Consider the following 19,925-nt stretch of genomic DNA (forward strand, 5'->3'; position numbering starts at 1 on the left):
TGCAGTTTCATTTGCAAATAATGTCGTTTTGAGCAGAACCTTATTTGCAAATAATGTGGTTTCAAAATCGCCTTGTTTGCAGTTTTAGCCCTGGATGTTTGCAGTTCGCTACATATAGCCGTTGCGTGGCGGCTCGTGTCAGACTCGCTACTTTCACCCCATATCGGCAAGTAAGAATCAAGTAAGTTTTGAAATTTTCTTAATGGCTTAATTATTTTAATTTATAAGCTTTTTCAGCCGCCAATGTATCGCAACAAACTTGCTTGTTCGTACTCAATGTATTTTCGAGCGGGTTTTGACCTCAGACGCACATTGCCGCTACGCGGCTCGCTTCTCTTTTCCGGTCAAAAACCCGCTCGAAATGACTTCGCCAAGCCATCTAAAAAAATGGTTAGTTTTTAGCAATAACTATGGCGTTATATGAAACATAAGAAGAATACGATGGGCTGCTTGGATAAATATTGCACTCAGAACGAACTACTTGCATAACAGCAAAATAACCTGTTGGTGGACGAGTCCCACATATTGTCAATCCTGAAACAGGGGATTGAATAACAGAACTATTAGGAGTTGTAGCAATACTCGTATCCCAAGAAGGTCTGCAAGATTGAGTATAAAGATAGCGAGTAGCGACCTTGCCAGCAGGAGCAAATGTTCCACAAATAATAGTAGAAGAAACAATAGTCTGTGCTTGTACAGGAAAACTACTTGATAGTTGTATGGATAAACCACCAAGCAATAAAAAAGAGAAAGCTTGCTTAAGCGTAAGTTTTAGCATTGCTGTCTTAGATAGCATATTTGGTTACAACTTAACTAGTATATAAACACATATAAACATCTATAAGCTAAGTTTTGCCCAAAGACAATAAAATTAATATCGTTAAACAAAAATAAATATGAATTTGGTGTTTTAACCTAAAGATTGAATCCAATCCTTCAGTGCTTGTAGTTTTTCCAAAGGTGTAAGTAGGTCGGCGTAAATAATTATTGTTGGAATAAGGCTGGGGGAGCAGGGGGAGAAAATTGCGATCGCCCCTTGGCACGACCGCGCAAGTGACTTGCGAAACAGTGGCTCTTGAAACCCTTACTATTTAAGTCTTTTTACAGCTTCATCAAACTTTTTCTTACTTCTGTTTCTTACTTTTAAATTTATCATCAGTAAAAGACTCAGAAATTCTAAATAGCATTGATTTAAATCTATATTTGAATTGATTCTCTTTAGACCTTAGAAAACTCAAGTTTAGACATCACAAACTTGGTCAATCGGCTGATGTCTGCAATTATTTGTTACATAATTAGCAGCCATGACAGCGATCGCTGGCTTTTTCTGATTTATTTGAGTATTTACTCAAATGAGGTTTTACTCAATCTTTAGGGACTGGAGTATCAAGATATGCCTCTAGTGCCTTGATCACAATGTTAGTGATGCTGCTGCCCTTGCCTTCCTCTATGGCCCGCATCTTAACTTTGTTGTGTAAGCTGACTGGAATTTCTGCATTGAGGCGGGTGGTTTCTTCCTTGCTGGCTTCCTCAATCGCCAAGTTTTTCTGCTCGTGGTCGCGTCGTGTTTTCTTTGCTTTAAGCACCATGCTTGAGTACCTCCAGCACTTCCTTTTTGAGTGTATTAATTTCTCTGGCCGCATCGCTGCTGGGGTCACTAAAAACAGTTAATCCCTCTGCTGCCGTTGTTGGGTAGACTACCCGTTGAGTTGTGCCTGCCTTAAGCACAGGTAAACCGTAATCCGAGAGTGCTTGATTAATTTCCCCACTGAGCTTGGTATTCTTGATTGCTCTGCTAATGACAAAAGCGGCTTTTGGTTTACCGTCGGTGACTTCTCGACGTGCGGCGATTATGTCAACTAGATCGGCACACGCCCAAATGTCGTAGGGGCTAGGCTGTACAGGGATGAGTACCAAGTCAGCTGCTTTAACCGCAGCTGCACTAAGCTTGGCGATTTGCGGCGCACCGTCAATTACAATCCAGTTGTACCCTTGCGAAATGGCTTGCAAGTCCTTAGCTAGTGTTTCTCTGTCTAGCCCAACAACCGGGATGATGTTACCCCCACTTGCTTCATTCCAATCCCTAGCACTACCTTGTGGATCGGAATCTACCAGTAAGACTGTGTAATTATCTCGTTTTAGTGCATGAGCAAGATTAGTAGCAATGGTTGTTTTACCTGAGCCTCCTTTTTGGTTCAGGACGGCGATAACTGTTGGCATTTGTTGACTCCAGCATTTTGAGTAAACGCTCATTTGAGTAAATACTCAAATCATCAAAGCATTAATTCAGGGTAATGGCAAGTTAAAAATATCACAAATAATTATTCTGTCTCTGGGACAACTTTCTTTTTGATAGGCTTTGGTAATGGGGTTTTTGATTCCTGTTTAGCTCTTGGTTTCTTGTTGGGATTACTCTTTCTTTTCTCATCTGCCACTTTTGCCTTATCTGTTTTTGATGCCTTAAGGAAATTGGGGAATTCTTCAGTGGGTAATCCCATCAATGAATCAAAAATAAAAATATTTTTGTCAGGATTAAATTTGGCTTTCACCTGAACGAAATAACGCTTGGCTTGTTCTTCTTTAGGTACTTTAGGATTAAATCGAAAGGGCGGAACAATAGCATCTTTCCAAACGATTGGTAAGTGAGATGCTTTCATAAATTTTACTTTTAATGAAGTCTCAGCAGATTTGATAAAATCTAATCTCTCCTTATTAAAGTTCTTGAAAATTGAAATGCAGGGAGTGCGGCATACAGGGATAAACTGCCATAATCCAGATAGCTTAAATTCCCCATCATTGAGTTCTTCAAATAATCCCGAAGGTGTTTCTTGATGTGCCACTAATTGAAAATACATTTGATGTGGTTGATCTGGCTTAGGGAAGTGAGTTACTTTCGGATAAACCAACAAAGTAGCTTCGTTAGTATCTTTTTTCTTGAGACACATTTTCAGAGCCTCAAATGCCTTGGGTTTAGAGATTAGTGGATATTCTTGTCTACCAATTTCAATCTTTAGTTTCTTGTCTTCAGTGAAATTTATCTTTCCTGAAATTACCCCAATTGCTTGGAAGTAATTCTGTGGTGATTGCTGTTGGTATTGCTCAAGAAGCTCTGACATTTTTTTCCTCTGAATTAACACTACGCTATTACGGGCATCGGCTTGAGGGAAGATGATCGTGATAGGATTACGGAAATTACTGTGTAATTATCTCGCTTCAGTGCATGAGCAAGATTAATAGCAATGGTTGTTTTACCTGAGCCTCTCTTTTGGTTCTGTATGGCGATAAGTCTTAACATTACTAGACTACCAAAGCTTGAGTAAATACTCAAATGAGTATTTACTCAAATTATCAAAGCATCTATTCTGCGTAATAGCAAGTTAAAAATAGAACAAATTTTAGAATTGCTAAGAGCGAGTTTTAGTTAATGCTATAGCTCCAAGTTTTTGAGTAAAACTTCATTTGAGTATTTACTCAAAACTTTGTTTGGGTAGTTAATGTGTTGCTTGAAGAACAATAATTTATCCGATTCTAAGATGAATAAAAATTTTATTTACTGCGCTGAAATAAGTAAGGGGAGAGGAGTGACATGATAAATTGGACAGCACAGTTAATCTAATCAATCTCGTGATGATTACCTGTTGAGCTTGTCAACTTTCATCTTTGTAAACGTTAATTCGATGTCCAATTTCTACAACCGTTACTAATAAAATATCGTCAAAGATATCGTATAAAATGCGGTAATCGCCTACTCTAATTCTATAAGTATTTTCTTTGCCTTTTAGCTTTTTAACCCCGTTTGGACGGGGTTCTGTGGCTAATTCATCAATTTTAACTTGTATGCGTTCTTGAACTTCTGACGATAATTTTTAAAGTTGTTTTAATGCTCCCTTTATTATTTCAACTTTATAACTCACGCCACTTCCTTTTTTATTTCTGTTTTCAGTTCTTTTTTAGCTTCTGTCCATGACACTGAGCCGTCAAACTCAGCATCTTTTTTAGCTTGCTCATACGCTTTTAAATCTTCTTCTTCTTCTTCTTCTTCTAGTTTTTGAAGTAGGGCGTAAATCTCATCTAAAGTACTGTCGTAAGCTTGGTTTAGAAGTACATTGATAGCTTTGATTAATTCTGAGCGTTCGTGTTCGGTTTTCATAATTAAACCTCTTGAATATTGTTAAGTTTAACTGATTCCTCAATTCTATTTTTGAGAATGTTTAATTCAGTAGGCCATAAAGTATTTCATTATTCTTGAGTCTCACAGGCCTTGCGTAATTTCTCCTGTAGTCTCTCCATCACAACTTCGCCATCTACCACATCACCGCGTTCGATATCAGCCAGTCCAACAGCTAGTTTCTTTTTAGTTTCCTCTTCCCATTGCTCTCTACCTTTCTCCCATTCCTTTAGCAGTTTCAATGCTTTAACAATCACATCTTCAGCATTTTCATATCTACCTGTAGCAATTAGGGTTTGTATAAATTGCTCGTATTCAGCTTTCAGTTGGATGTTCATGTTTTTTACCCCTAGTTAATTAAGAGCTTTACCCAGGACATATTATTGTTGCGTTCCCCTAAAGTATAGGACTAGGTGCTATAGTTTAACCAAAGAGACTAGAAAATGAAAATTTACAAAAACCGTACTTTTGACCGTTGGGCGCGGAAGGAAGGCTTAAACAATCTTAGTCTCTGTAACGCTGTAAACGAAATGGCAGCAGGGCTTTATGATGCTGACCTTGGAGGTGGACTGTTTAAAAAACGCATAGCAAAACCAGGGAAAGGTAAGAGTGGTGGATTTCGGACACTAATAGCTACTAATAATGCAGATCGTTGGTTTTTTATTTTTGGCTTTTCAAAAAACGAACGCAGTAACATTGACAAAGATGAAGAAGAAGCTCTGAAAATGTTATCCAAGCAATTACTTGCTTATACACCAGATGAGCTTGAGCAGGCAAAAAATAGTAATGCGTTAATAGAGGTGATTTGTAATGCGGAAGAAAAAATCAGCGATTCTTGAAGCAGTTCATGAAACAGCAAAAGACCTACACAAAGCTGGGCTAATGAGTCAAACTACATTGCGCGAATTTGAACACCTATGTTTACCTCCTATTGAGCCTTTAGAACCATTACAAATTAAAGAAATACGGGAATCATCTCAAGTTAGTCAAGCTGTTTTTGCACGTATTTTGAATATAAGTCCTTCAACAGTTCAAAAATGGGAAATAGGACAAAAACGGCCTAGCGGAGCATCTCTTAAGCTACTGCACTTGATAAAGAATCGTGGGTTAAACAGTGTGCTGTATTAAAAACCACAAACTAAGAAAATCCCGTCCCGAATTTCTTACTTTTATTTGTCACAGCCGAGACTTATCAATGATTTTGAGAGCTTCGGCTGAGTAGCTTTATTGCTCAGTATTGGCTAAGAATGATTTTTTATAAATTAAAATCAATGTTAAGTTCAAATGAAACCTCTAGCTATGAGACTAGAGGTTTTGCGTAACCTTTGTTAGCAACAATAGGTTGCTGACTAATTGCAGTTACTCTTCTTTACAAGTTTTGATAAACTGAGTCAGGATCTGAAAAAACCAGCACAGTAGTATAAAAAAAACGATTGGACTACCGTGTTCTACTGCCAACTTAACTAGGGAAGGGTCAGGTTGACAGAAAAATCCCGTTGTTGAGGCTACCTCTGTGACCTCAATAGGGGCAGGAATATTCACAATTTTCTCCTTTACGAAACGACACTATTAAGCTGCCAACTTAATATCTATATATTAGGAGTTGAATCATAAATTTTGAAGATAAAACAGTATGAGAAACTGGTCTTTTTTAGCTCAATAAAAAAGACCAGTAACAAGGTCAGTAACTGGTTCAATTATTTAGAATTCAAATGAACAATAAATGAACAGACGAGTTTGGGATATAATGCGAACTAAATATTTGATATAATATTAAATTTACTTTACTCAAATATTTCAATACAAAAATTAGCATCTATCACTTGTACGCTGAAGTTTTCAGACTTTAAATAAACTTACTCATTGCATTTGTAAATAGATAAGGAGGGAGGAAGTCACTGCTAAATACATCAGTTCCCTAAAAGTTGGCAGCTTGATAGGTACTGGAGAAAGTGATTCCCTTGCCCCCTCCAAACTTTATACTAATTACTCTAAAACAGTATTCACCAATATAGCCTTTTCTGCTTTTCGTGAGTAACTTAGCGTTTTTGAATTAGAAAATGATTTGTTGAAATGAGCATTGTTGAAATAATTAGAAATGCTCATTATTATATTATTTATCAAATTCATTCTCAAAAATATTGTACATAGGGGTTCTAGTGAGTCAGCTAACAATTTGTCATTTTGTAGTGGCTTTGAATATTCTTTATTTACTTGAAAATTTAAAACTTTTCTCTCTAGGAGAATATTGAAGATATTTAGGATTATTGCGATATTAAACAATTGAACATATACCCCTTCAACAAAATCAAATAGGAATATACTGCTCGTGTAGCTCAGTTCATTGCTAGTAGTTAAGTACAAAGTTTTGTGACTGTAATTACTTTCAACAAAGACATTCCTTTTCCAAACAAGCACAAAATCTATTTCATTGATGACGATCAGAATAGGTAGAAGGTGTTGAGTATTACCCTCATATTGAATGAGCCGTCCTATCAACGCTGATTTTCGGGCGAAGTTTACTACGTCTAGTCCATTGATTTGGACATTAGTATTGTTTATGATAGCAGTAATGAGTGTAATAATGCCTCCTTGATTGGAGATACTTCTCTTTAAGTTTTCTACTCTTCTTCTTGTATTCCACAGTTGGACACTTATCTGCTGTAACCAATCTGAGAAAGTTGATTGATAAACTTGTGCGGCAATTCTAACAAATAAATGTTCTAATAAAATGTAACTTTTGGACAATCTTTCAAATAAACTAGGAGTAGATGTAACAGGAATATAAACGGATGAAGTTGTTAAGTTAAGCTCCCAACTTGATTTTAAAAAATGATATTGATACACATTAAATTTACGGGCGTTCAGCCCGATTGCACGACATCTATATCGCCTATCCCAAATATGAAATTCATCAAAAACTGACGGAAAGTAATATCCTTCCAATTTTTGTCTTGTAAGAGGCAAATAGCTGTTAGTTTTACCTGTTCCTGCCTCAAAATCTATTGTTATTATACGAGAGCAATTCTTGCTTTCGTTGAAGGAAGAATAACAGTTAAATGTTTCAGATAGCGGAAACCAGAAATCCCAATAATGCTGCACAGAGCGAAGGTTTTGAGCATTATTCTCATATTGCATGAGCAATTTTCTAAAGCTACCACGCATAGAACTACCAGGAATATAACTATCACGAGTAGAAATCATAGGTCTTTGAGTAGATTGGTTATGGAAGCTAAGATTTAAATTACCGCTTTCTTCTCTGCTTGTTGCTTCTGAATCAAGCGGTCCTGGAGTATCTATGATACGCAGACACATGCTTTGTAACAGATGTTTCCCACCCTGTGTTTTTACTAAATTTTTGATTATGCGTTCAGCTTGGAATTTAATCCAATCAGTAGAAACGTTGATTGACTCCCCTTTTTGAATCAACTGCTCACCGTACTGGCGAACTCTAGTAAGAATATCCTCAACACTGAAATTTTCTAAATTATAAATAAACAAAGCTTGAGATATTTCATCTCGGATGCTTGATCGAATTCTGATGACCAAAGAACGCAATAACTCAGCTTTTGTTAATTTTGGCTCTAATGTTAGATTGAATGCCTGCTTTAATGTTTGCTCAAATTCATGTCTGAATTTTTCAATACGCAACTCTCTCCCTATTTCATAACAGGCATCAAAAAAGTGATTACAATTATAGAATTCTCCTAAGAAACTTATGCCTTCAAACTGACATTGAATAGTTTGAATGCGTGGCGGAATACCTTTACCTCCAATTACCACATTTTTTATAGACATAGCACTTCCCTCATAAAGTGATGTTTTAAATATAAGTAAAAATTAGGTTCACAAGGGGATCAATTAGTTCAGTTTTTAGCTCATCTATTTTTCTGAACTGTTTCTGAACAATTGAATAGCATAAATTTAACTTCAATTTCCGCGTATTAAGGCTTTTCTTGCAATTAGTAAAGTTGAAATTGAGCCAGTTATAGATCACCAGGTGGGCAGTACAGTCTATTCTCCATCAACCTTCTTTTCAGTTGCTAATTAATTGGTAAAATAATCCACTAAAGCTTGGCAGCTTGAAAAAAAGTACGGAGAAACCATTAATGAGGAGTTCATACAAGCTCTCTCAGGAGGGCATTATAGAAATTGAGTCTGCTAGACGCAAGAAGGGTTGGAAAAAAGCGGAGGAGAATTGGATGAAACAAGGCTATAGTTCTGCATCGACACTCAAACGTTTCCTACATGGTGAGCGGATTTCGGCTGAACACTTTATTGACTTATGCAAAGCCGTTGGGATTGAGGACTGGCAAAAGGTTGTTGACTGGGAAGATAATGATAGCACTAGAGTCCCACAATTAATGCAAGAACGGTTATCAACCCAAAAACAAAAAACACTTAGCCCTGATGTAGATTCAGCGACCACTAGATATCGTTTGGCAGTCTCTGCTGTTTTTGACGCAGCCGACTTAGAAGAAATCGAAATTACGATCAACCACTTACTTAAATTAATGACACGCGGAACTGTGACACTTCAAACACAAGACGGTAAAGAAATTAAGCATCTGAGACAGGATTAAGTCAACTCGCCATTGAGCCGACTGACAGACGAAGTAGCAAATGATCAAACCTATGCAGAATAAATCGTTTTCAGCCTTAATTTCTGGATGTGCAGGCATCTCGGCTCAATGCTAATCCAACCCATCCATTAACAACTCAGACATCTCCAATTGATCGCGATTGCGGTTGTCATCGTAAATCTGGAGCGTATTTAATTTGGCGTGTCTGCTAAGTTTCTGAGCTTTGCGGACGTTGCCATCAGTTTTTTCAAGTACAGCAGTGATGGCACTGTGGCGACAACGATGCGGACTCATGTGCTTTTCAACACCAGCCCGTTTAAATAAACGCTTGACTATTTTATAGATGCCATCCCCGGTTAACCTGTGACCTTCTGCATAAAAATCAACCGAACTAAACAACGGGCGGGACGAGGACATATCACCACCACGCGCAATCAGCCAGTCAGTAATAGCTGTCACAGTGACTTTTGGCAGATTAACTGTCTCTCGAACTTGCTTGCCCTTACTCAAAATTGATAGCGTTCCCTTAGAGCCGTCAAAATGTCTCAAGTCCAAGGTGCTAATCTCATTTCGCCTCAGAGCATTGCCCCACAGCAGCAGCAACAAAGCATAGTCCCGTTTCCCGGCCAACGTCGCGCGATCGCACTGCCGGATCACGCTCAAAAATTCTTCTTCAGTGACACCGCTAGTATCGCGGTAAGCTTGCACAGGAATACTATCTACATCTACTGCATAGTTGCACACCCCCAACTTTCGCCCGTAGGCAACCAGAGATTTAATTGCAGCCAGTCGGCGGTTAACCGTGTTGGGAGATAGCCCAGCTTCCGCAAGTATGGCTCTGTACTTAGTCACTACCAGCGTGGCTTTATGACCGTCCAGGTGTAAAAACTCCAGAATAGAATCCCGGTTAGGACGCACTTGCGTCATGCGAGTAAAAAAATCCGTGATATCTCTGCGGTAAGCTCTACGGGTTCCCTCACTGTTTTTGGATTTAAGCAGTTCCTCTAAAACATCGGGGTCAGAGTCAATTACACCTGCAAAGTACGCCTCAATATTGGCACTGAGGGCATTTTCTAATTTTTGAACTACAACTAACTCAACGGATTTTGTATCTTCGCTCATGACCCCACCCCGCCTGCGGTATTGAGAATAGCAGTTTCCAATACCACACACTATTATCTAGCAACGGGGGTCAGGCTGATGGTTGTTTTGCCCAGATGTGAAGCCTCTTTCAAACTAGTCCAAAAAATAAAACTCCACGGCAGAATCAAAAGAGCGTATAGGACGTGAAGCCGAGATATGTGTAAAAACCTGCAAGATGGTCTGGAAACTCCTACTATATATAGGTTTCAGTAATTTTCAAGTGAAATTGACACTTTGGTACAAATCTTGGGTATCTATCGCTACAAAAACCGGAGTATCTATTAACTTTATTTACAGGTTTTACAACTTAGACAATAAGCATCTTTCGCAGTGAATTGCCTGAAACTCATACAGGGAAAGGGTTATATTCATTTTTACCACACAGTATTTATTATTCTCTTTGGTAGACAAAAAGCAATTATTGACCCTTACACTGCAAGTATGTTCTCTCAAAATGCTACATAAGCCTCAAAAACGCTCAAACTTATATACATCAAGGCTTTCCAGAGCATCTTGCTGCTTTTTACTTGTATCTCGGCTCAATACCTTATTGATGCTCTTTTCCTTCTGCCTTTCTTTGTAACATTTGATTAATCAGGAAAGCAACAATCAGGTTGGCACCAGGGTAGTAGGCACCAGTCATAATAGCACCAATCAGGATGGCACCAATCAGGATGGCACCAATCAGGTTGGCATCTTTCAGGTTGGCATCTTTCAGGTTGGCACCAATCAGGTTGGCATCTTTCAGGTTGGCATCTTTCAGGTTGGCATCTTTCAGGTTGGCATCTTTCAGGTTGGCACCAATCAGGTTGGCACCGCTCAGGTTGGCACCGCTCAGGTCGGCACCGCTCAGGTCGGCACCGCTCAGGTCGGCACCGCTCAGGTCGGCACCGCTCAGGTCGGCATCGCTCAGGTCGGCACCGCTCAAGTTTCGACCGCTAGATCCCTTAGCAACAATCTTTTGCACTAGATGCCATTTATTATCAAGTTCGTTACTTTCGTTATCGTTTGAACTTTTACTCAAAATTTGAACATCTTTAACAGGAAAGCCGCTTACTTCTTTTAATTCTCCTGATTTGATGCGAGATATAAGCCGTTCGATATCCTCTGGAGAACCCTCTACAAATAATCTGATGCTGCCTTCTTTAATATCAGTAATTTCTATAGTATCTCCTGAATATTCCTGTATAGCAGATTGAATAATTTTCCAGTTGTTAACTGAATTTATATCGCCTTCTAAGGTGATTACTGCTTTAATTGTTTGACTTTTTTTATCTATTACAGTCACTTTACGGCGAAGTGTTTGCAATTGCTTCACCTCCTCATTATTATCAGAAATAATGCAATCATTTATATCTACTCGCTGAGATTGTTTTGCTTCTGATAATTCCGCAATTTCTATCCAATTCAATTTTAGTGCCTCACATATCCTTTTAAAGGAATCAAGCTGAATTGGCTCGCGCTGGAAAAATTTTGTAACTGTACTGCGAGATAATAATTGAGACTTTGCAAAGTTACTTTTTGAATCAAACCCAAGCCTGATCAAGGCTTTTTCTGCCAACTCTACACCTTTTTGAGATGCTGTGATAGTTATTTTCTTCTTGTTTCTGCCAAGGCTTGGGTTTGTCATAGTCATCTGGATGGGGTTTTTTAGAAGCGATCGCCTACTTGATCAAAACTTGGACACAAGGCAATCATAGAGAAATCACAAGTGGGTTACAACACAATCGTTGTGCATTCAATGTTCTAGGCGTTTGGCTCGACATTAGAAGTGTGAACTTGAACACACGGGAGCGAAATTTATGAGTAATGAGCCAATTGAATTTTACATTGCCCAAGAACGCTTGCGCCAAGCACGATACAGTTTCAACCTCGCACTAATTGCAACTGCATTGTCTGCCTGTATTAGCCTTGTAGGTGCTGGACTTCTACTATCAGGCAAAGTTCCCGAAGGAACTGTTACTGCCGCAGGTGGAATGGCTGCAAGTGTGCGATGCACTCAGCTTGCCAAAGACACAAACGACAGGCTCGACAAGATTTTATCCGAACTAAAGGATGAAGATTAAGTCTCGCAAAGTGCGATCGCCCCTTTCAATTCTGTAAACCCCTCCTAATAACCGCCAGGGGCTTACTCAAAACAGTTGTTAGAACAATGTAGCCCAGAAAAACTACTAGAAAAATAGGGAAGTAATCAAGAGATACCAGAAAAAATTCAGTTTATACGCCCTATAAACGAATTTTGCCCTCTGTTACTGGCAGAGAGCAAAGTTTTATCAGTCATAAACTGCATCCAGGTACAAAGTTGATTTGGCTCATGGAAACAGTTCTTTGTACGCGGTGTAAGCCTGTTTCCAGCCCTTACCATTTTTCTCCACTCCCCACAGGGATTGAATAATTTGAGTTTGCGACATCTTCTTATCCACCATCTGCTTGACGATGCCAACCAATTGTTCACTCGTCAATTCAGCAGGAGTATAGCGACGGTCGGTATCGATTCCAGTATCATCGGCAAGAGCATTAAAATCGTCCGTTTCTGGGGTGGTATCACTGATTCCGGTATCGTTTCCGGTATCGATACCAGACGATTCCAAAACCTCAAAAGCCTTATCAGTCGGCTGGTATCGGTCGGTATCGCTTGGATAACTGGGTGAGGTGGGCGGTAGTACATCTGGTATCACCCAAGTTTCATTAATCCAAGCTCTGGCCTGATTCAAAAACTCATCCGGTGGCTTATCGCTATTTGGTACAGAATCAGCCAAAGCCGGGGAATCACTTCTTAACTCAGGAAAATATTTAAGCAGTGTCCGCGCCGGATCTGGTTGCCCAGAATGGGGATTAACTTCAGTTTTTAGCCATTCTGGAATTGTGCCAATTTCACCCCCTGCTATGGGTTTATCAAAACTATCAGGGTCAGCCAGGAAGTAACGCCCGGTTGCCAATGAGATTGACTTGAGTGGAGACAGTTTTTTACTGGTTGCCTCACAACCAATGAAAGTAGCCCCACTTTTGAAAGTATCGCCAAAACCTGCGGTGTTTTTCGTCCCTACCCAAGATGTGAGATTCTTGCCATGCAACACCACGAAAATTTGAGCGCCCTTCTTACTGGCGCGAGTGAACAGAAAGCGGATGATCCATTGCTTCTGCTCATCGCTGAGGTAGTCAGACAACGCCACCGCTTCATCAATCACCAAAATAATGTCTGTGTAACTATTTTGGGTGGCATTGTCCATCTCCCTTAAATACTTGTACAAATCGCCTGCCACCATAGCGTCAGCCTTTGCACCCTCCAAGTGAGGGTAACTCAGTCTGCATACTAAGTGATGGCAATTAAAGGGGTACACGTCATCACCGGCGGTAAAGTAGTGAATCTTAGTATTTGGCTCCAGTGCCTTGCTTAAAATGGCTAGAATCGCCATGAGCGTACCCTTACCACCTCGTTGATTACCTGCAATCACGGTGATTTGGTCACGAATGCACTTAGCGATATCAAAACCACTATTGGTTAATGCGTCGATAATTGCGATCGCTCGGTGGTGAAGTGGCAGGGTCAACAGGGTTTGAATGTTTGGTGCTTGGGTCTGTGCAGCAGGTTCAATGGTTGGGGAACTGGGCAACTCTATAAACTTTGGTTGTGGCAGTTCAACAAACTTGGGTTCTGGTATTTTGGCTTGTGGCAGTTGGGATTGTTGCTGAATTAAAGTGACTTGTGCATGGTTAATTCTGGGGTCAGGGGCTACCTGTGCCAGATGTTTACCCAACTGCTCAACAGTCGGAAATGCGCCTCTGTAAGTGGTGAAATTGTCCAGCAGCCACCTGTAAGCATAGAACCGCTTGCCTGCTTCTACACCTTTTAGAAATTCGGTTAAGGTATTGGTGTACTGCCGCAGCATCACGAATTCACTACGTTCCAAGGGTGTCAGGTGGTTCATTAAATCCACAATTTCATTGCGATTAGAAAACCATTCCTCTCGCGCTTCACTGTCACCCATTGCTGAAAGGAACTCTAGGAAGTTACCCCGCACAAAGGGAATGGGCGCAAACTGATGAGAATCGGTCATGTCTTGCACCACTGACCAAGCGTAACCCAGTCCTGCAACTAACGCACCAATGGGGGCGAGTGGTGAAGTAGCATAGCAAACCACCCCGATGGATGCCGTTGCTAGAGTAACGCATTTGGCTAGGTTCATCCCTGCCCTTTCAGTCTTGGCACGAACTAACAATTGGTCAACTCGTTCTACTAGCCAAGGGGCGATGTTACCCGCTTCCAGGTGTTCAATGCAGGGGTAGTCAGCCCGAAGTGAGGCAGTTTCTTTTGTGGCGAGTTGTGGAATATCAGGTAAAGATTCCATAATTATTCTCCAACTAAAAACCCTCCACCCTTGCAGGCAGAGGGCTATGATTTGTTTACTTATTTAGTCAATCGCCAAATCGTGTAACCGATTTCGCCTGCCATCATGGTGGTGAAGTTGTAAGCTAAACACCCCAAAATCTGGCCAGGGTCGGTATAAACGAACGGATTGCGCCCTACAAAGGTTGTGGTTAAGTCGAATAGCCAGAAAAACAGTGCAATTGCACCTCCAGCATGGCGTTCTTTCATCCCAGCAACCTTGTAATCCCGCCACAGTGCGGTAGTCAGGTCAATGTTTGCAGTCGGCTTACTGCTGAGGGTGTACTGTTTGGATTCCTCAAATTCGCTTCGGGCTTCCATTGGTCGTTTACCCCGTAAACTCCGGGCTTCCATAACCTGAACTAAAGCCGAAATAGCAAGTGATAGCCAGAAAAATAGATTAAACGGCAGCGTTAGCCATCCAAACCAGCCAATCCAAGTTTTTTCAAACCAGCTAAACATCGGGATGCCTTGAAACAGTGTTTGCCAGATTCCATCAGAACTAAGGAGTGTGCCAAGGAAGAAACCCATTGCACCGAGTATTTTTGTGCCTGATGAGCCAGGGGTAACGAACTGGGCGACGATGTGAGTAGTGAAGGTCACGGGCAGGGCAATAATATCAACAATCCATTGCGCTAGGATTTCAACATAATTATTGACTCCTTTGTTGCTAGTTTTTGGGGAAGTTGCAGATGTCGAGTTTGATTCATTTGGGGGCTTATACTCTGCACTTTTCATGATTTACTCTGCTCCATTTGTGGGGATAAATTGCAGACATTTCTGTAGTGATACTTCCAAAGCCAACGCCGTTCTGCTATCTGTCCTATGCAACGACCAGATGAATCATAAACATAAACTTGCTCATCTTCTTGGTAATAGCTGGTGTCAGGTCTTGGGTTGCGTTTTGGGTTGTCTAAATAGCCTCTGATTCTGAGTTTTAAACTGGTCGGTAATATGCCAGTTTCATTCAGTTTGTCGCTGGTCAGTTTGCGTTGTTGGATGCGTGAACGTTCAACAGATTCTCTTGCTTCCAAGTTCGATACAGCAGAAAAAGTGTAGAACTGCTGAGGCAATTTGATAAACAGAGGTGAAGCAATCAAACCCAAACCCAATAGCCCCAGCATGGCTTGTTTTTGGTACTTCATTATTGAGTCTTAAGTTGATTGATGATTGCTTCTGCTAATCCCAAGTGGTCGCCTATGGGCGTGTATTGATACAAATCCTCTTGAAGTTTTTGGATAGTATCAGCCGATTCTGACAGTAAATATTGTCCTTGTGTAGCGATTTCAGCAGCGATTAAGTTTTCAGTTATCGCTTTCAAAAAATGCAGTTTTTCGATGCGATTAATCCCTTCAAGACAAGAACCATAAGTATCTTGAAGCCAATCTAAATAACTGCCATCTCCTGGTGTTAGAGCGCAGTAATAGCCTAATGGTTTCGTCATGATTTACAATCCTTGTGTAGTGTATTCTTTATGGCGGAGATACATTCATCGGTGGGTGCGATCGCTCGGTGTCCAGTCAAGCGGTCGCTCTCCCATCACTGAAAAAAGCCTTCTCTGGAAACATCCACAGTTGAAGCTGCTGCTGACCATTGCAGAGTGTTGAAAAATTGGCTGACATCGCCAAGGGTTACGTCACAATCAAAATTCAACCTTTGATATTGTGGATGCTGTCGAATTTGGTTTACTAATTGTTGGGCTTGTGCAATCAATTCTGGCAGTGGTTGAGTGTTCATATTCACCTCAAAAAATCGATAATTGCAGTGATTCTTGACTGATGACACTTGCACTAGTTGACATCCCTAAAACCTCATAACAGCGAGTAGTTAAAGCCTTGTGATTGAGCAGTAAATCAGCCTTCTTTCGTTGTCCAGCCAGAGGGCGAAAGTGATACTTTGGATGTTGGATTGTGCCTGTTTTGTGGAGGTACTGATACAATGTTCTATCGATTTGGTACACCTTGGAATTGGTTAGTAGGGTTGAATTGTAGACCCTATTTAGGTTATTCATTACTACCTCTCAAAGACTTAACAAGAGTGTCACCATAGTTAACCAACAGGATGGTAAATAACTGAGAGTAAGTGTTGATTCCTGTCTGCTCAATGATTTCTTTGGCTTTAGGAATGTGCTTTTCGTCTAGGACTACACGCGTTTGACTCATAATTTGAGACTCCTAATTAATGCTGATCCTTTCGGTTTTTCTGCGTCTGATTCTTGCTTTGATAATGGTGGAATTAGATTGCTGTCATTAGCCATAGTTGCTTGTGGTTGGGGTGAAAAATTCACGCTGTTGCCTTTTAAATATTCACTAATCAACAAATTGGTGGCAGATGTAGCATTAATTCCCCTTTCAATGGCATATTGGGATACCCATGTTTGATGACGTTCATCTAGTCTGACTTTGAGGTTAACTGTCCCATTTTGGGGCTGATAAGAAAGGTTTAGATTCCATTGATGCAATATTGCGTCCAACAGCAGATTTACGGTATCACTCAGCTTTGAATAGTTAAGTGAAAGTCTGATTCCCTCGACTTTTGCAGCTACGAGTGCCGCTAAACGTACTTGCATTTTTTTACATAGCTAACAATGCTTGAATGTTGGATAGATGAGGGTCAACTGGAATATAAAACCCTGGCTTGGCACTCAATTTATGACGTACTAAATTGGCACATCCACCAATCAGCATGATGTTTGTGACATCTGCCAAGTAATCATTAGCTGCTGTGGTAATGCCGTCCATCAGCCCGTTAAACCAGTTTTCTAACAAGCCAGGGAAGACCGAACTGAAATCATACTTGCGCCCGTAGGTGAAAGAACCGTCAGCAATTGCATCCATCATCTTGGCCACTTTGAACGCAACATTATCGCGCTTGGCATAACTCTGCATTAAGTCAGAGTTGATGATGTCGTTAGCCAGGGAGACACCGCCCACCTTCGGGATTGAGCGACGGGTTAACACTTCACCATTCGAGGTCATCACAACATAGTTAGTAGTGCCGCCGCCGATGTCGATGCCGAGTGTATCGCCGGAGTTGAGAAAGCCTTTCTTGTAACCGTTGGCCACTGCCACATCGGTTTCTAGGTAAAACTCAACATTTTTGATGCGGTGTTTATAGCTTCTGCCATTAACTGTGACTTGATGATCTGCAACCAATGTTTGACGAATTGTATCTTCTTCCCAATGATTACGCTCTGGTACTAAGAACCGGACAGTCCCCTCAAAATCTTGCCGCAAGCCTGCCAGGGTGAAAGGTTTAACAAATTCTGGTAACTGCTTGCCTCGCTCGGCGGCGGTCTGCGGGTTCTTCTGTTTGGTGGCACGTTCGCCCAAGACTAATACTTTGTTGTCTAGTTTGACGCTGGGCGAGTCTTCGGTGTCGTAATCCCTAGCACTGGTGTAGGTCACGTCTTGAAAAACTGAGCGCATCACGCGCGGCTTTTCACCTTTGAGGGCGGTAATGCTGGTGAAGTTGCCAATATCTGCAAAATAAATGTTGATCACTTGCATTCTCCTATGAAGCTAGATATTGCTGTTAATAATGTCTGTATCTCGTTCTGTAGGCACAGCCACAGCTACCATTTGCATTCCATTAGCTGGCATTAAAACACCTGCAAATATCTGTCTGTGTTCGTAACAGATTTTGTCCATCAATTCGGAAAGATGAACACTGGAGACAGCATTCTCAGAAATCCCAAGTACTCTTGGAGCTTGAGATTTTAAGTACTGTTCTAAACTTGCAGGTATACGAACTCTGGAATTTTCTGCCATTATTTCGCTCCCTTGCTTTTGAAGTTTTAGCGGGTCTTGCAGGTGCAATCACTCTTCATCCCTTGGTTTTGCCCTGCGTCCGGTTATGTCCCGCTTGCTGTTTTTAAATTTAACCCACAAACCCACAAACCCACATTATGAATCAATAAAACTTTACGAAACCTGGGAACTAGCTTTATAAAGTGGGTTAATAGGTAAATGTATTTGTGTGCTTAGATTTTAATTTATGGCGAATGAGAGCAAAGACAAGATTTTTTTTCGTACCAGGATTGATGCGGTAATACACAAGCGATTTAAAAAACTGTGTGTGGATGAAGACGTAACTATGGAATCTGTGGTAAACAAGCTGATTGAAGACTGGGTTAAGCACAAGGAAGCGGAGTCTGAAAAAAAATAGTACGTCTGTGGGTTTGTGGGCAAATAGAGCTATAATGTGTCAAACAAAACCCACAAACCCACATAGCTTTTACTTATGAAACTTCTGTTTATAGTTTTCAATCCCTGAAAGTTGAGCCAATAAATGCCAAAAAGTCTGCGAGGTACGAACTCACAGACTTTGACTCAAATTTTTCATTTGATTTTGCTCGTATTTTGTGGATTCGGTGCTTGCAACACCTACCACACGCACACCCCGCCAGGAAAGACAGAGTGTAAAACCCCCACAGGAGAAAAATCAAGTGGAGCCTTTCTTTGATTATAAGTGTCTATCACTTTATTTCCAACAAGTTGAAATGAAAAAATAGGCATGAAAAGTTTAGGGCAACTACTTGATTCTTAACCATCTACCGCACAAGTTACGCCAACTGTTCTGTAGATAGAAGTTTAACAACAGTCTTTTCTGAGCGAGGGCAATGTCACCCAGCTTGGAGAAGGAAATTGAAAAATTTATCAAGTGTTCTACCATCTGTTCAAAACCTACTACCAGTCGAGAGCATTGAGGAGTTTACCAGCCGAATTGAGAAAGAGTTTATTGTCGGTTCTGCGATCGCCCCAGAACTCTACAGAGAAAATATCCGCATCATCTCCGATTTAGAAATCAGTGCAGGCGGGGAGGTCGCCACCCCAATACACGATGCACTTAACTGGAAATACACCAGATTTGGACATCAAGCCAAACCCACACTTTACGCCGCACTACTGCTAAACGAAGATGGTAGCCCTTGGCAAGCCAAACTCAGTACCCCCAGGACTGACACGAAAAAAGGCAAACTGCAAAAATACGAAACCCCAACTGGCAACGGTTCACGCGCCTATCTCCCCACCATTAACCGCGAAACTCGACGCTTAATTGCCCTACGCTACAACGTCGAAGTGCCACCAGCAGGCGAAAGTTTTTGGAACTGGCTAGAACTTCACCCAGAAATCCCCATCATCATTACAGAAGGCGGTAAAAAATCCTTATGCCTGTTGTCAGAGGGATACGTTGCCATTGCCCTTTATGGTGTTAACGGTGGCTACCGCACCAAGGACTCATTAGGCAACCCCATCAACCCATATCTCATTCCAGATATAGCGCGGTTTGCTGTTAATGGCAGACACATTACCCTAGCCTTTGACCAAGACACAAACATAGCCACCCAGAAACGGGTGAACGCTGCGATATATCGCTTTAGCCGATTACTGATGGCAACAGGCAGCAAAATTGATATCGCCATCTGGAAGGGTCAATCTGGGTTATGTAAAGGTGTTGATGATTTAATAGTTAACGCAGGAATTACAGCTTGGTCAACCGCCCTAAACCAAGCCCTACAACTCACACACTGGCAACTGTGGCAACGCTTAGAACATCGTTTAACTTACGAACCCTCATTACAACTGACCACAGTTGACTTATCCACCTTGTCAATCAAAGATTTACCCCAGTCAGGAATTAT

Annotated in this window: 26 protein-coding genes and 1 pseudogene; 6 read left to right on the forward strand and 21 right to left on the reverse strand. The window is 40.9% G+C overall.

All coding sequences use genetic code 11. The features are described from left to right. Positions 1-391 precede the first annotated feature (391 nt). The 8 genes and pseudogenes from H6G28_RS34590 to H6G28_RS34625 form a co-directional block, all read right to left on the reverse strand. Positions 392-796 carry a hypothetical protein gene (locus H6G28_RS34590; protein WP_190677656.1) on the reverse strand — a complete coding sequence of 135 codons (405 nt, stop codon included), beginning with the start codon at positions 794-796 and terminating at the stop codon, positions 392-394. 568 nt (positions 797-1,364) lie between these two features. Continuing rightward, positions 1,365-1,589: a hypothetical protein gene (locus H6G28_RS34595; protein ID WP_190677657.1), complete on the reverse strand. Its 225-nt coding sequence runs from the start codon at positions 1,587-1,589 to the stop codon at positions 1,365-1,367. Beyond that, the gene (gene parA, locus H6G28_RS34600; protein ID WP_190677660.1) at positions 1,579-2,220 is read right to left on the reverse strand and encodes a ParA family partition ATPase; all 642 of its coding nucleotides are present in this window, start codon (positions 2,218-2,220) and stop codon (positions 1,579-1,581) included. The genes H6G28_RS34595 and parA overlap by 11 nt, the downstream gene beginning before the upstream one ends. A 101-nt stretch (positions 2,221-2,321) precedes the next feature. Then, entirely contained in the window at positions 2,322-3,116 is a 795-nt protein-coding gene (locus tag H6G28_RS34605; RefSeq protein ID WP_190677661.1) for a hypothetical protein, read from the reverse strand. Between the two features lie 20 nt (positions 3,117-3,136). Further along, positions 3,137-3,295 carry a nucleotide-binding protein gene (locus H6G28_RS37570; RefSeq protein WP_190677663.1) on the reverse strand — a complete coding sequence of 53 codons (159 nt, stop codon included), beginning with the start codon at positions 3,293-3,295 and terminating at the stop codon, positions 3,137-3,139. A gap of 352 nt (positions 3,296-3,647) precedes the next feature. Further along, positions 3,648-3,914: pseudogene (locus tag H6G28_RS34615) on the reverse strand (type II toxin-antitoxin system RelE family toxin). Next, positions 3,911-4,150, reverse strand: coding sequence for a hypothetical protein (locus tag H6G28_RS34620; RefSeq protein ID WP_190677665.1), 240 nt, complete (start codon positions 4,148-4,150; stop codon positions 3,911-3,913). The pseudogene H6G28_RS34615 and the gene H6G28_RS34620 overlap by 4 nt, the downstream one beginning before the upstream one ends. Before the next feature lie 89 nt (positions 4,151-4,239). Beyond that, positions 4,240-4,506, reverse strand: coding sequence for a ribbon-helix-helix domain-containing protein (locus H6G28_RS34625; RefSeq protein WP_190677667.1), 267 nt, complete (start codon positions 4,504-4,506; stop codon positions 4,240-4,242). A 105-nt stretch (positions 4,507-4,611) separates the two neighbouring features. Here H6G28_RS34625 and H6G28_RS34630 point away from each other — a divergent pair, with 105 nt between their 5' ends. Beyond that, positions 4,612-5,007 carry a type II toxin-antitoxin system RelE/ParE family toxin gene (locus H6G28_RS34630; protein WP_190677669.1) on the forward strand — a complete coding sequence of 132 codons (396 nt, stop codon included), beginning with the start codon at positions 4,612-4,614 and terminating at the stop codon, positions 5,005-5,007. Continuing rightward, a complete protein-coding gene (gene relB, locus H6G28_RS34635; RefSeq protein WP_190677671.1) occupies positions 4,979-5,296 on the forward strand; it encodes a type II toxin-antitoxin system RelB family anti-toxin transcriptional regulator in 318 nt (105 codons plus the stop codon). The genes H6G28_RS34630 and relB overlap by 29 nt, the downstream gene beginning before the upstream one ends. Positions 5,297-6,154: 858 nt before the next feature. Here relB and H6G28_RS34640 read toward each other — a convergent pair. After that, the gene (locus tag H6G28_RS34640; protein ID WP_190677673.1) at positions 6,155-7,966 is read right to left on the reverse strand and encodes a hypothetical protein; all 1,812 of its coding nucleotides are present in this window, start codon (positions 7,964-7,966) and stop codon (positions 6,155-6,157) included. Positions 7,967-8,370: 404 nt separating this feature from the next. Between H6G28_RS34640 and H6G28_RS34645 the strand changes: the two genes are divergently transcribed. Continuing rightward, positions 8,371-8,751, forward strand: a complete 381-nt coding sequence (locus tag H6G28_RS34645; protein WP_190677675.1) for a hypothetical protein — start codon at positions 8,371-8,373, stop codon at positions 8,749-8,751. Positions 8,752-8,862: 111 nt separating this feature from the next. Here H6G28_RS34645 and H6G28_RS34650 read toward each other — a convergent pair whose 3' ends face one another. Both H6G28_RS34650 and H6G28_RS34655 read right to left on the reverse strand, forming a co-directional pair. After that, positions 8,863-9,873, reverse strand: a complete 1,011-nt coding sequence (locus H6G28_RS34650) for a tyrosine-type recombinase/integrase (RefSeq protein ID WP_190677677.1) — start codon at positions 9,871-9,873, stop codon at positions 8,863-8,865. Positions 9,874-10,441: 568 nt separating this feature from the next. Next, on the reverse strand, positions 10,442-11,524 hold the full coding sequence (locus H6G28_RS34655; RefSeq protein WP_242054740.1) for a pentapeptide repeat-containing protein: 1,083 nt from the start codon (positions 11,522-11,524) through the stop codon (positions 10,442-10,444). A gap of 172 nt (positions 11,525-11,696) precedes the next feature. On the opposite strand from H6G28_RS34655, the gene H6G28_RS34660 reads away from it, so the two are divergent. After that, positions 11,697-11,960, forward strand: coding sequence for a TRADD-N-associated membrane domain-containing protein (locus H6G28_RS34660; protein WP_190677681.1), 264 nt, complete (start codon positions 11,697-11,699; stop codon positions 11,958-11,960). 246 nt (positions 11,961-12,206) lie between these two features. On the opposite strand, the gene H6G28_RS34665 is transcribed toward H6G28_RS34660, so the two are convergent. From H6G28_RS34665 to H6G28_RS34710, 10 genes are all read right to left on the reverse strand, one after another. Continuing rightward, positions 12,207-14,243, reverse strand: coding sequence for a hypothetical protein (locus H6G28_RS34665; RefSeq protein WP_190677683.1), 2,037 nt, complete (start codon positions 14,241-14,243; stop codon positions 12,207-12,209). Between the two features lie 59 nt (positions 14,244-14,302). Then, the gene (locus H6G28_RS34670; protein WP_190677685.1) at positions 14,303-15,019 is read right to left on the reverse strand and encodes a hypothetical protein; all 717 of its coding nucleotides are present in this window, start codon (positions 15,017-15,019) and stop codon (positions 14,303-14,305) included. Then, on the reverse strand, positions 15,016-15,426 hold the full coding sequence (locus tag H6G28_RS34675; RefSeq protein ID WP_190677687.1) for a hypothetical protein: 411 nt from the start codon (positions 15,424-15,426) through the stop codon (positions 15,016-15,018). Before H6G28_RS34675 ends, H6G28_RS34670 begins: the two co-directional genes overlap by 4 nt. Continuing rightward, positions 15,426-15,725 carry a hypothetical protein gene (locus tag H6G28_RS34680; protein ID WP_190677689.1) on the reverse strand — a complete coding sequence of 100 codons (300 nt, stop codon included), beginning with the start codon at positions 15,723-15,725 and terminating at the stop codon, positions 15,426-15,428. The genes H6G28_RS34675 and H6G28_RS34680 overlap by 1 nt, the downstream gene beginning before the upstream one ends. Before the next feature lie 95 nt (positions 15,726-15,820). Beyond that, on the reverse strand, positions 15,821-16,018 hold the full coding sequence (locus tag H6G28_RS34685) for a hypothetical protein (protein ID WP_190677690.1): 198 nt from the start codon (positions 16,016-16,018) through the stop codon (positions 15,821-15,823). A 7-nt stretch (positions 16,019-16,025) separates the two neighbouring features. Further along, entirely contained in the window at positions 16,026-16,292 is a 267-nt protein-coding gene (locus H6G28_RS34690) for a hypothetical protein (protein ID WP_190677692.1), read from the reverse strand. Next, entirely contained in the window at positions 16,285-16,443 is a 159-nt protein-coding gene (locus H6G28_RS34695) for a hypothetical protein (protein ID WP_171974231.1), read from the reverse strand. Before H6G28_RS34695 ends, H6G28_RS34690 begins: the two co-directional genes overlap by 8 nt. Next, positions 16,440-16,850: a hypothetical protein gene (locus H6G28_RS34700; RefSeq protein WP_190677694.1), complete on the reverse strand. Its 411-nt coding sequence runs from the start codon at positions 16,848-16,850 to the stop codon at positions 16,440-16,442. The genes H6G28_RS34695 and H6G28_RS34700 overlap by 4 nt, the downstream gene beginning before the upstream one ends. A 4-nt stretch (positions 16,851-16,854) precedes the next feature. Further along, positions 16,855-17,784: a plasmid segregation protein ParM domain-containing protein gene (locus H6G28_RS34705; RefSeq protein WP_190677695.1), complete on the reverse strand. Its 930-nt coding sequence runs from the start codon at positions 17,782-17,784 to the stop codon at positions 16,855-16,857. Positions 17,785-17,802: 18 nt separating this feature from the next. Continuing rightward, complete coding sequence (locus H6G28_RS34710; protein WP_190677697.1) at positions 17,803-18,051, reverse strand: hypothetical protein; 249 nt, start codon at positions 18,049-18,051, stop codon at positions 17,803-17,805. A gap of 226 nt (positions 18,052-18,277) precedes the next feature. On the opposite strand from H6G28_RS34710, the gene H6G28_RS37900 reads away from it, so the two are divergent. Next, on the forward strand, positions 18,278-18,448 hold the full coding sequence (locus tag H6G28_RS37900) for a plasmid partition protein ParG (RefSeq protein ID WP_157943351.1): 171 nt from the start codon (positions 18,278-18,280) through the stop codon (positions 18,446-18,448). 479 nt (positions 18,449-18,927) lie between these two features. Further along, positions 18,928-19,925, forward strand: a 998-nt coding sequence (locus H6G28_RS34720; protein WP_190677699.1) for a DUF3854 domain-containing protein, incomplete at its 3' end; no start/stop codon positions are given.

Origin of the sequence: Nostoc sp. FACHB-190 (assembly GCF_014696905.1) — a bacterium.
In the GTDB taxonomy this organism is placed as follows: Bacteria; Cyanobacteriota; Cyanobacteriia; order Cyanobacteriales; family Nostocaceae; genus Nostoc_B.

Coding starts and splice junctions, on each gene's coding strand:
- H6G28_RS34700 (WP_190677694.1), bottom strand. CDS start 16,850: ATGCAAGTACGTTTAGCGGCACTCGTAGCTGCAAAAGTCGAGGGAATC.
- H6G28_RS34625 (WP_190677667.1), bottom strand. CDS start 4,506: ATGAACATCCAACTGAAAGCTGAATACGAGCAATTTATACAAACCCTA.
- H6G28_RS34590 (WP_190677656.1), bottom strand. CDS start 796: ATGCTATCTAAGACAGCAATGCTAAAACTTACGCTTAAGCAAGCTTTC.
- H6G28_RS34690 (WP_190677692.1), bottom strand. CDS start 16,292: ATGAATAACCTAAATAGGGTCTACAATTCAACCCTACTAACCAATTCC.
- H6G28_RS34640 (WP_190677673.1), bottom strand. CDS start 7,966: ATGTCTATAAAAAATGTGGTAATTGGAGGTAAAGGTATTCCGCCACGC.
- H6G28_RS37900 (WP_157943351.1), top strand. CDS start 18,278: ATGGCGAATGAGAGCAAAGACAAGATTTTTTTTCGTACCAGGATTGAT.
- H6G28_RS34685 (WP_190677690.1), bottom strand. CDS start 16,018: ATGAACACTCAACCACTGCCAGAATTGATTGCACAAGCCCAACAATTA.
- H6G28_RS34695 (WP_171974231.1), bottom strand. CDS start 16,443: ATGAGTCAAACGCGTGTAGTCCTAGACGAAAAGCACATTCCTAAAGCC.
- H6G28_RS34655 (WP_242054740.1), bottom strand. CDS start 11,524: ATGACAAACCCAAGCCTTGGCAGAAACAAGAAGAAAATAACTATCACA.
- H6G28_RS34595 (WP_190677657.1), bottom strand. CDS start 1,589: ATGGTGCTTAAAGCAAAGAAAACACGACGCGACCACGAGCAGAAAAAC.
- H6G28_RS34710 (WP_190677697.1), bottom strand. CDS start 18,051: ATGGCAGAAAATTCCAGAGTTCGTATACCTGCAAGTTTAGAACAGTAC.
- H6G28_RS34680 (WP_190677689.1), bottom strand. CDS start 15,725: ATGACGAAACCATTAGGCTATTACTGCGCTCTAACACCAGGAGATGGC.
- parA (WP_190677660.1), bottom strand. CDS start 2,220: ATGCCAACAGTTATCGCCGTCCTGAACCAAAAAGGAGGCTCAGGTAAA.
- H6G28_RS34660 (WP_190677681.1), top strand. CDS start 11,697: ATGAGTAATGAGCCAATTGAATTTTACATTGCCCAAGAACGCTTGCGC.
- H6G28_RS37570 (WP_190677663.1), bottom strand. CDS start 3,295: ATGTTAAGACTTATCGCCATACAGAACCAAAAGAGAGGCTCAGGTAAA.
- H6G28_RS34630 (WP_190677669.1), top strand. CDS start 4,612: ATGAAAATTTACAAAAACCGTACTTTTGACCGTTGGGCGCGGAAGGAA.
- H6G28_RS34645 (WP_190677675.1), top strand. CDS start 8,371: ATGAAACAAGGCTATAGTTCTGCATCGACACTCAAACGTTTCCTACAT.
- relB (WP_190677671.1), top strand. CDS start 4,979: ATGCGGAAGAAAAAATCAGCGATTCTTGAAGCAGTTCATGAAACAGCA.
- H6G28_RS34605 (WP_190677661.1), bottom strand. CDS start 3,116: ATGTCAGAGCTTCTTGAGCAATACCAACAGCAATCACCACAGAATTAC.
- H6G28_RS34675 (WP_190677687.1), bottom strand. CDS start 15,426: ATGAAGTACCAAAAACAAGCCATGCTGGGGCTATTGGGTTTGGGTTTG.
- H6G28_RS34670 (WP_190677685.1), bottom strand. CDS start 15,019: ATGAAAAGTGCAGAGTATAAGCCCCCAAATGAATCAAACTCGACATCT.
- H6G28_RS34650 (WP_190677677.1), bottom strand. CDS start 9,873: ATGAGCGAAGATACAAAATCCGTTGAGTTAGTTGTAGTTCAAAAATTA.
- H6G28_RS34665 (WP_190677683.1), bottom strand. CDS start 14,243: ATGGAATCTTTACCTGATATTCCACAACTCGCCACAAAAGAAACTGCC.
- H6G28_RS34620 (WP_190677665.1), bottom strand. CDS start 4,150: ATGAAAACCGAACACGAACGCTCAGAATTAATCAAAGCTATCAATGTA.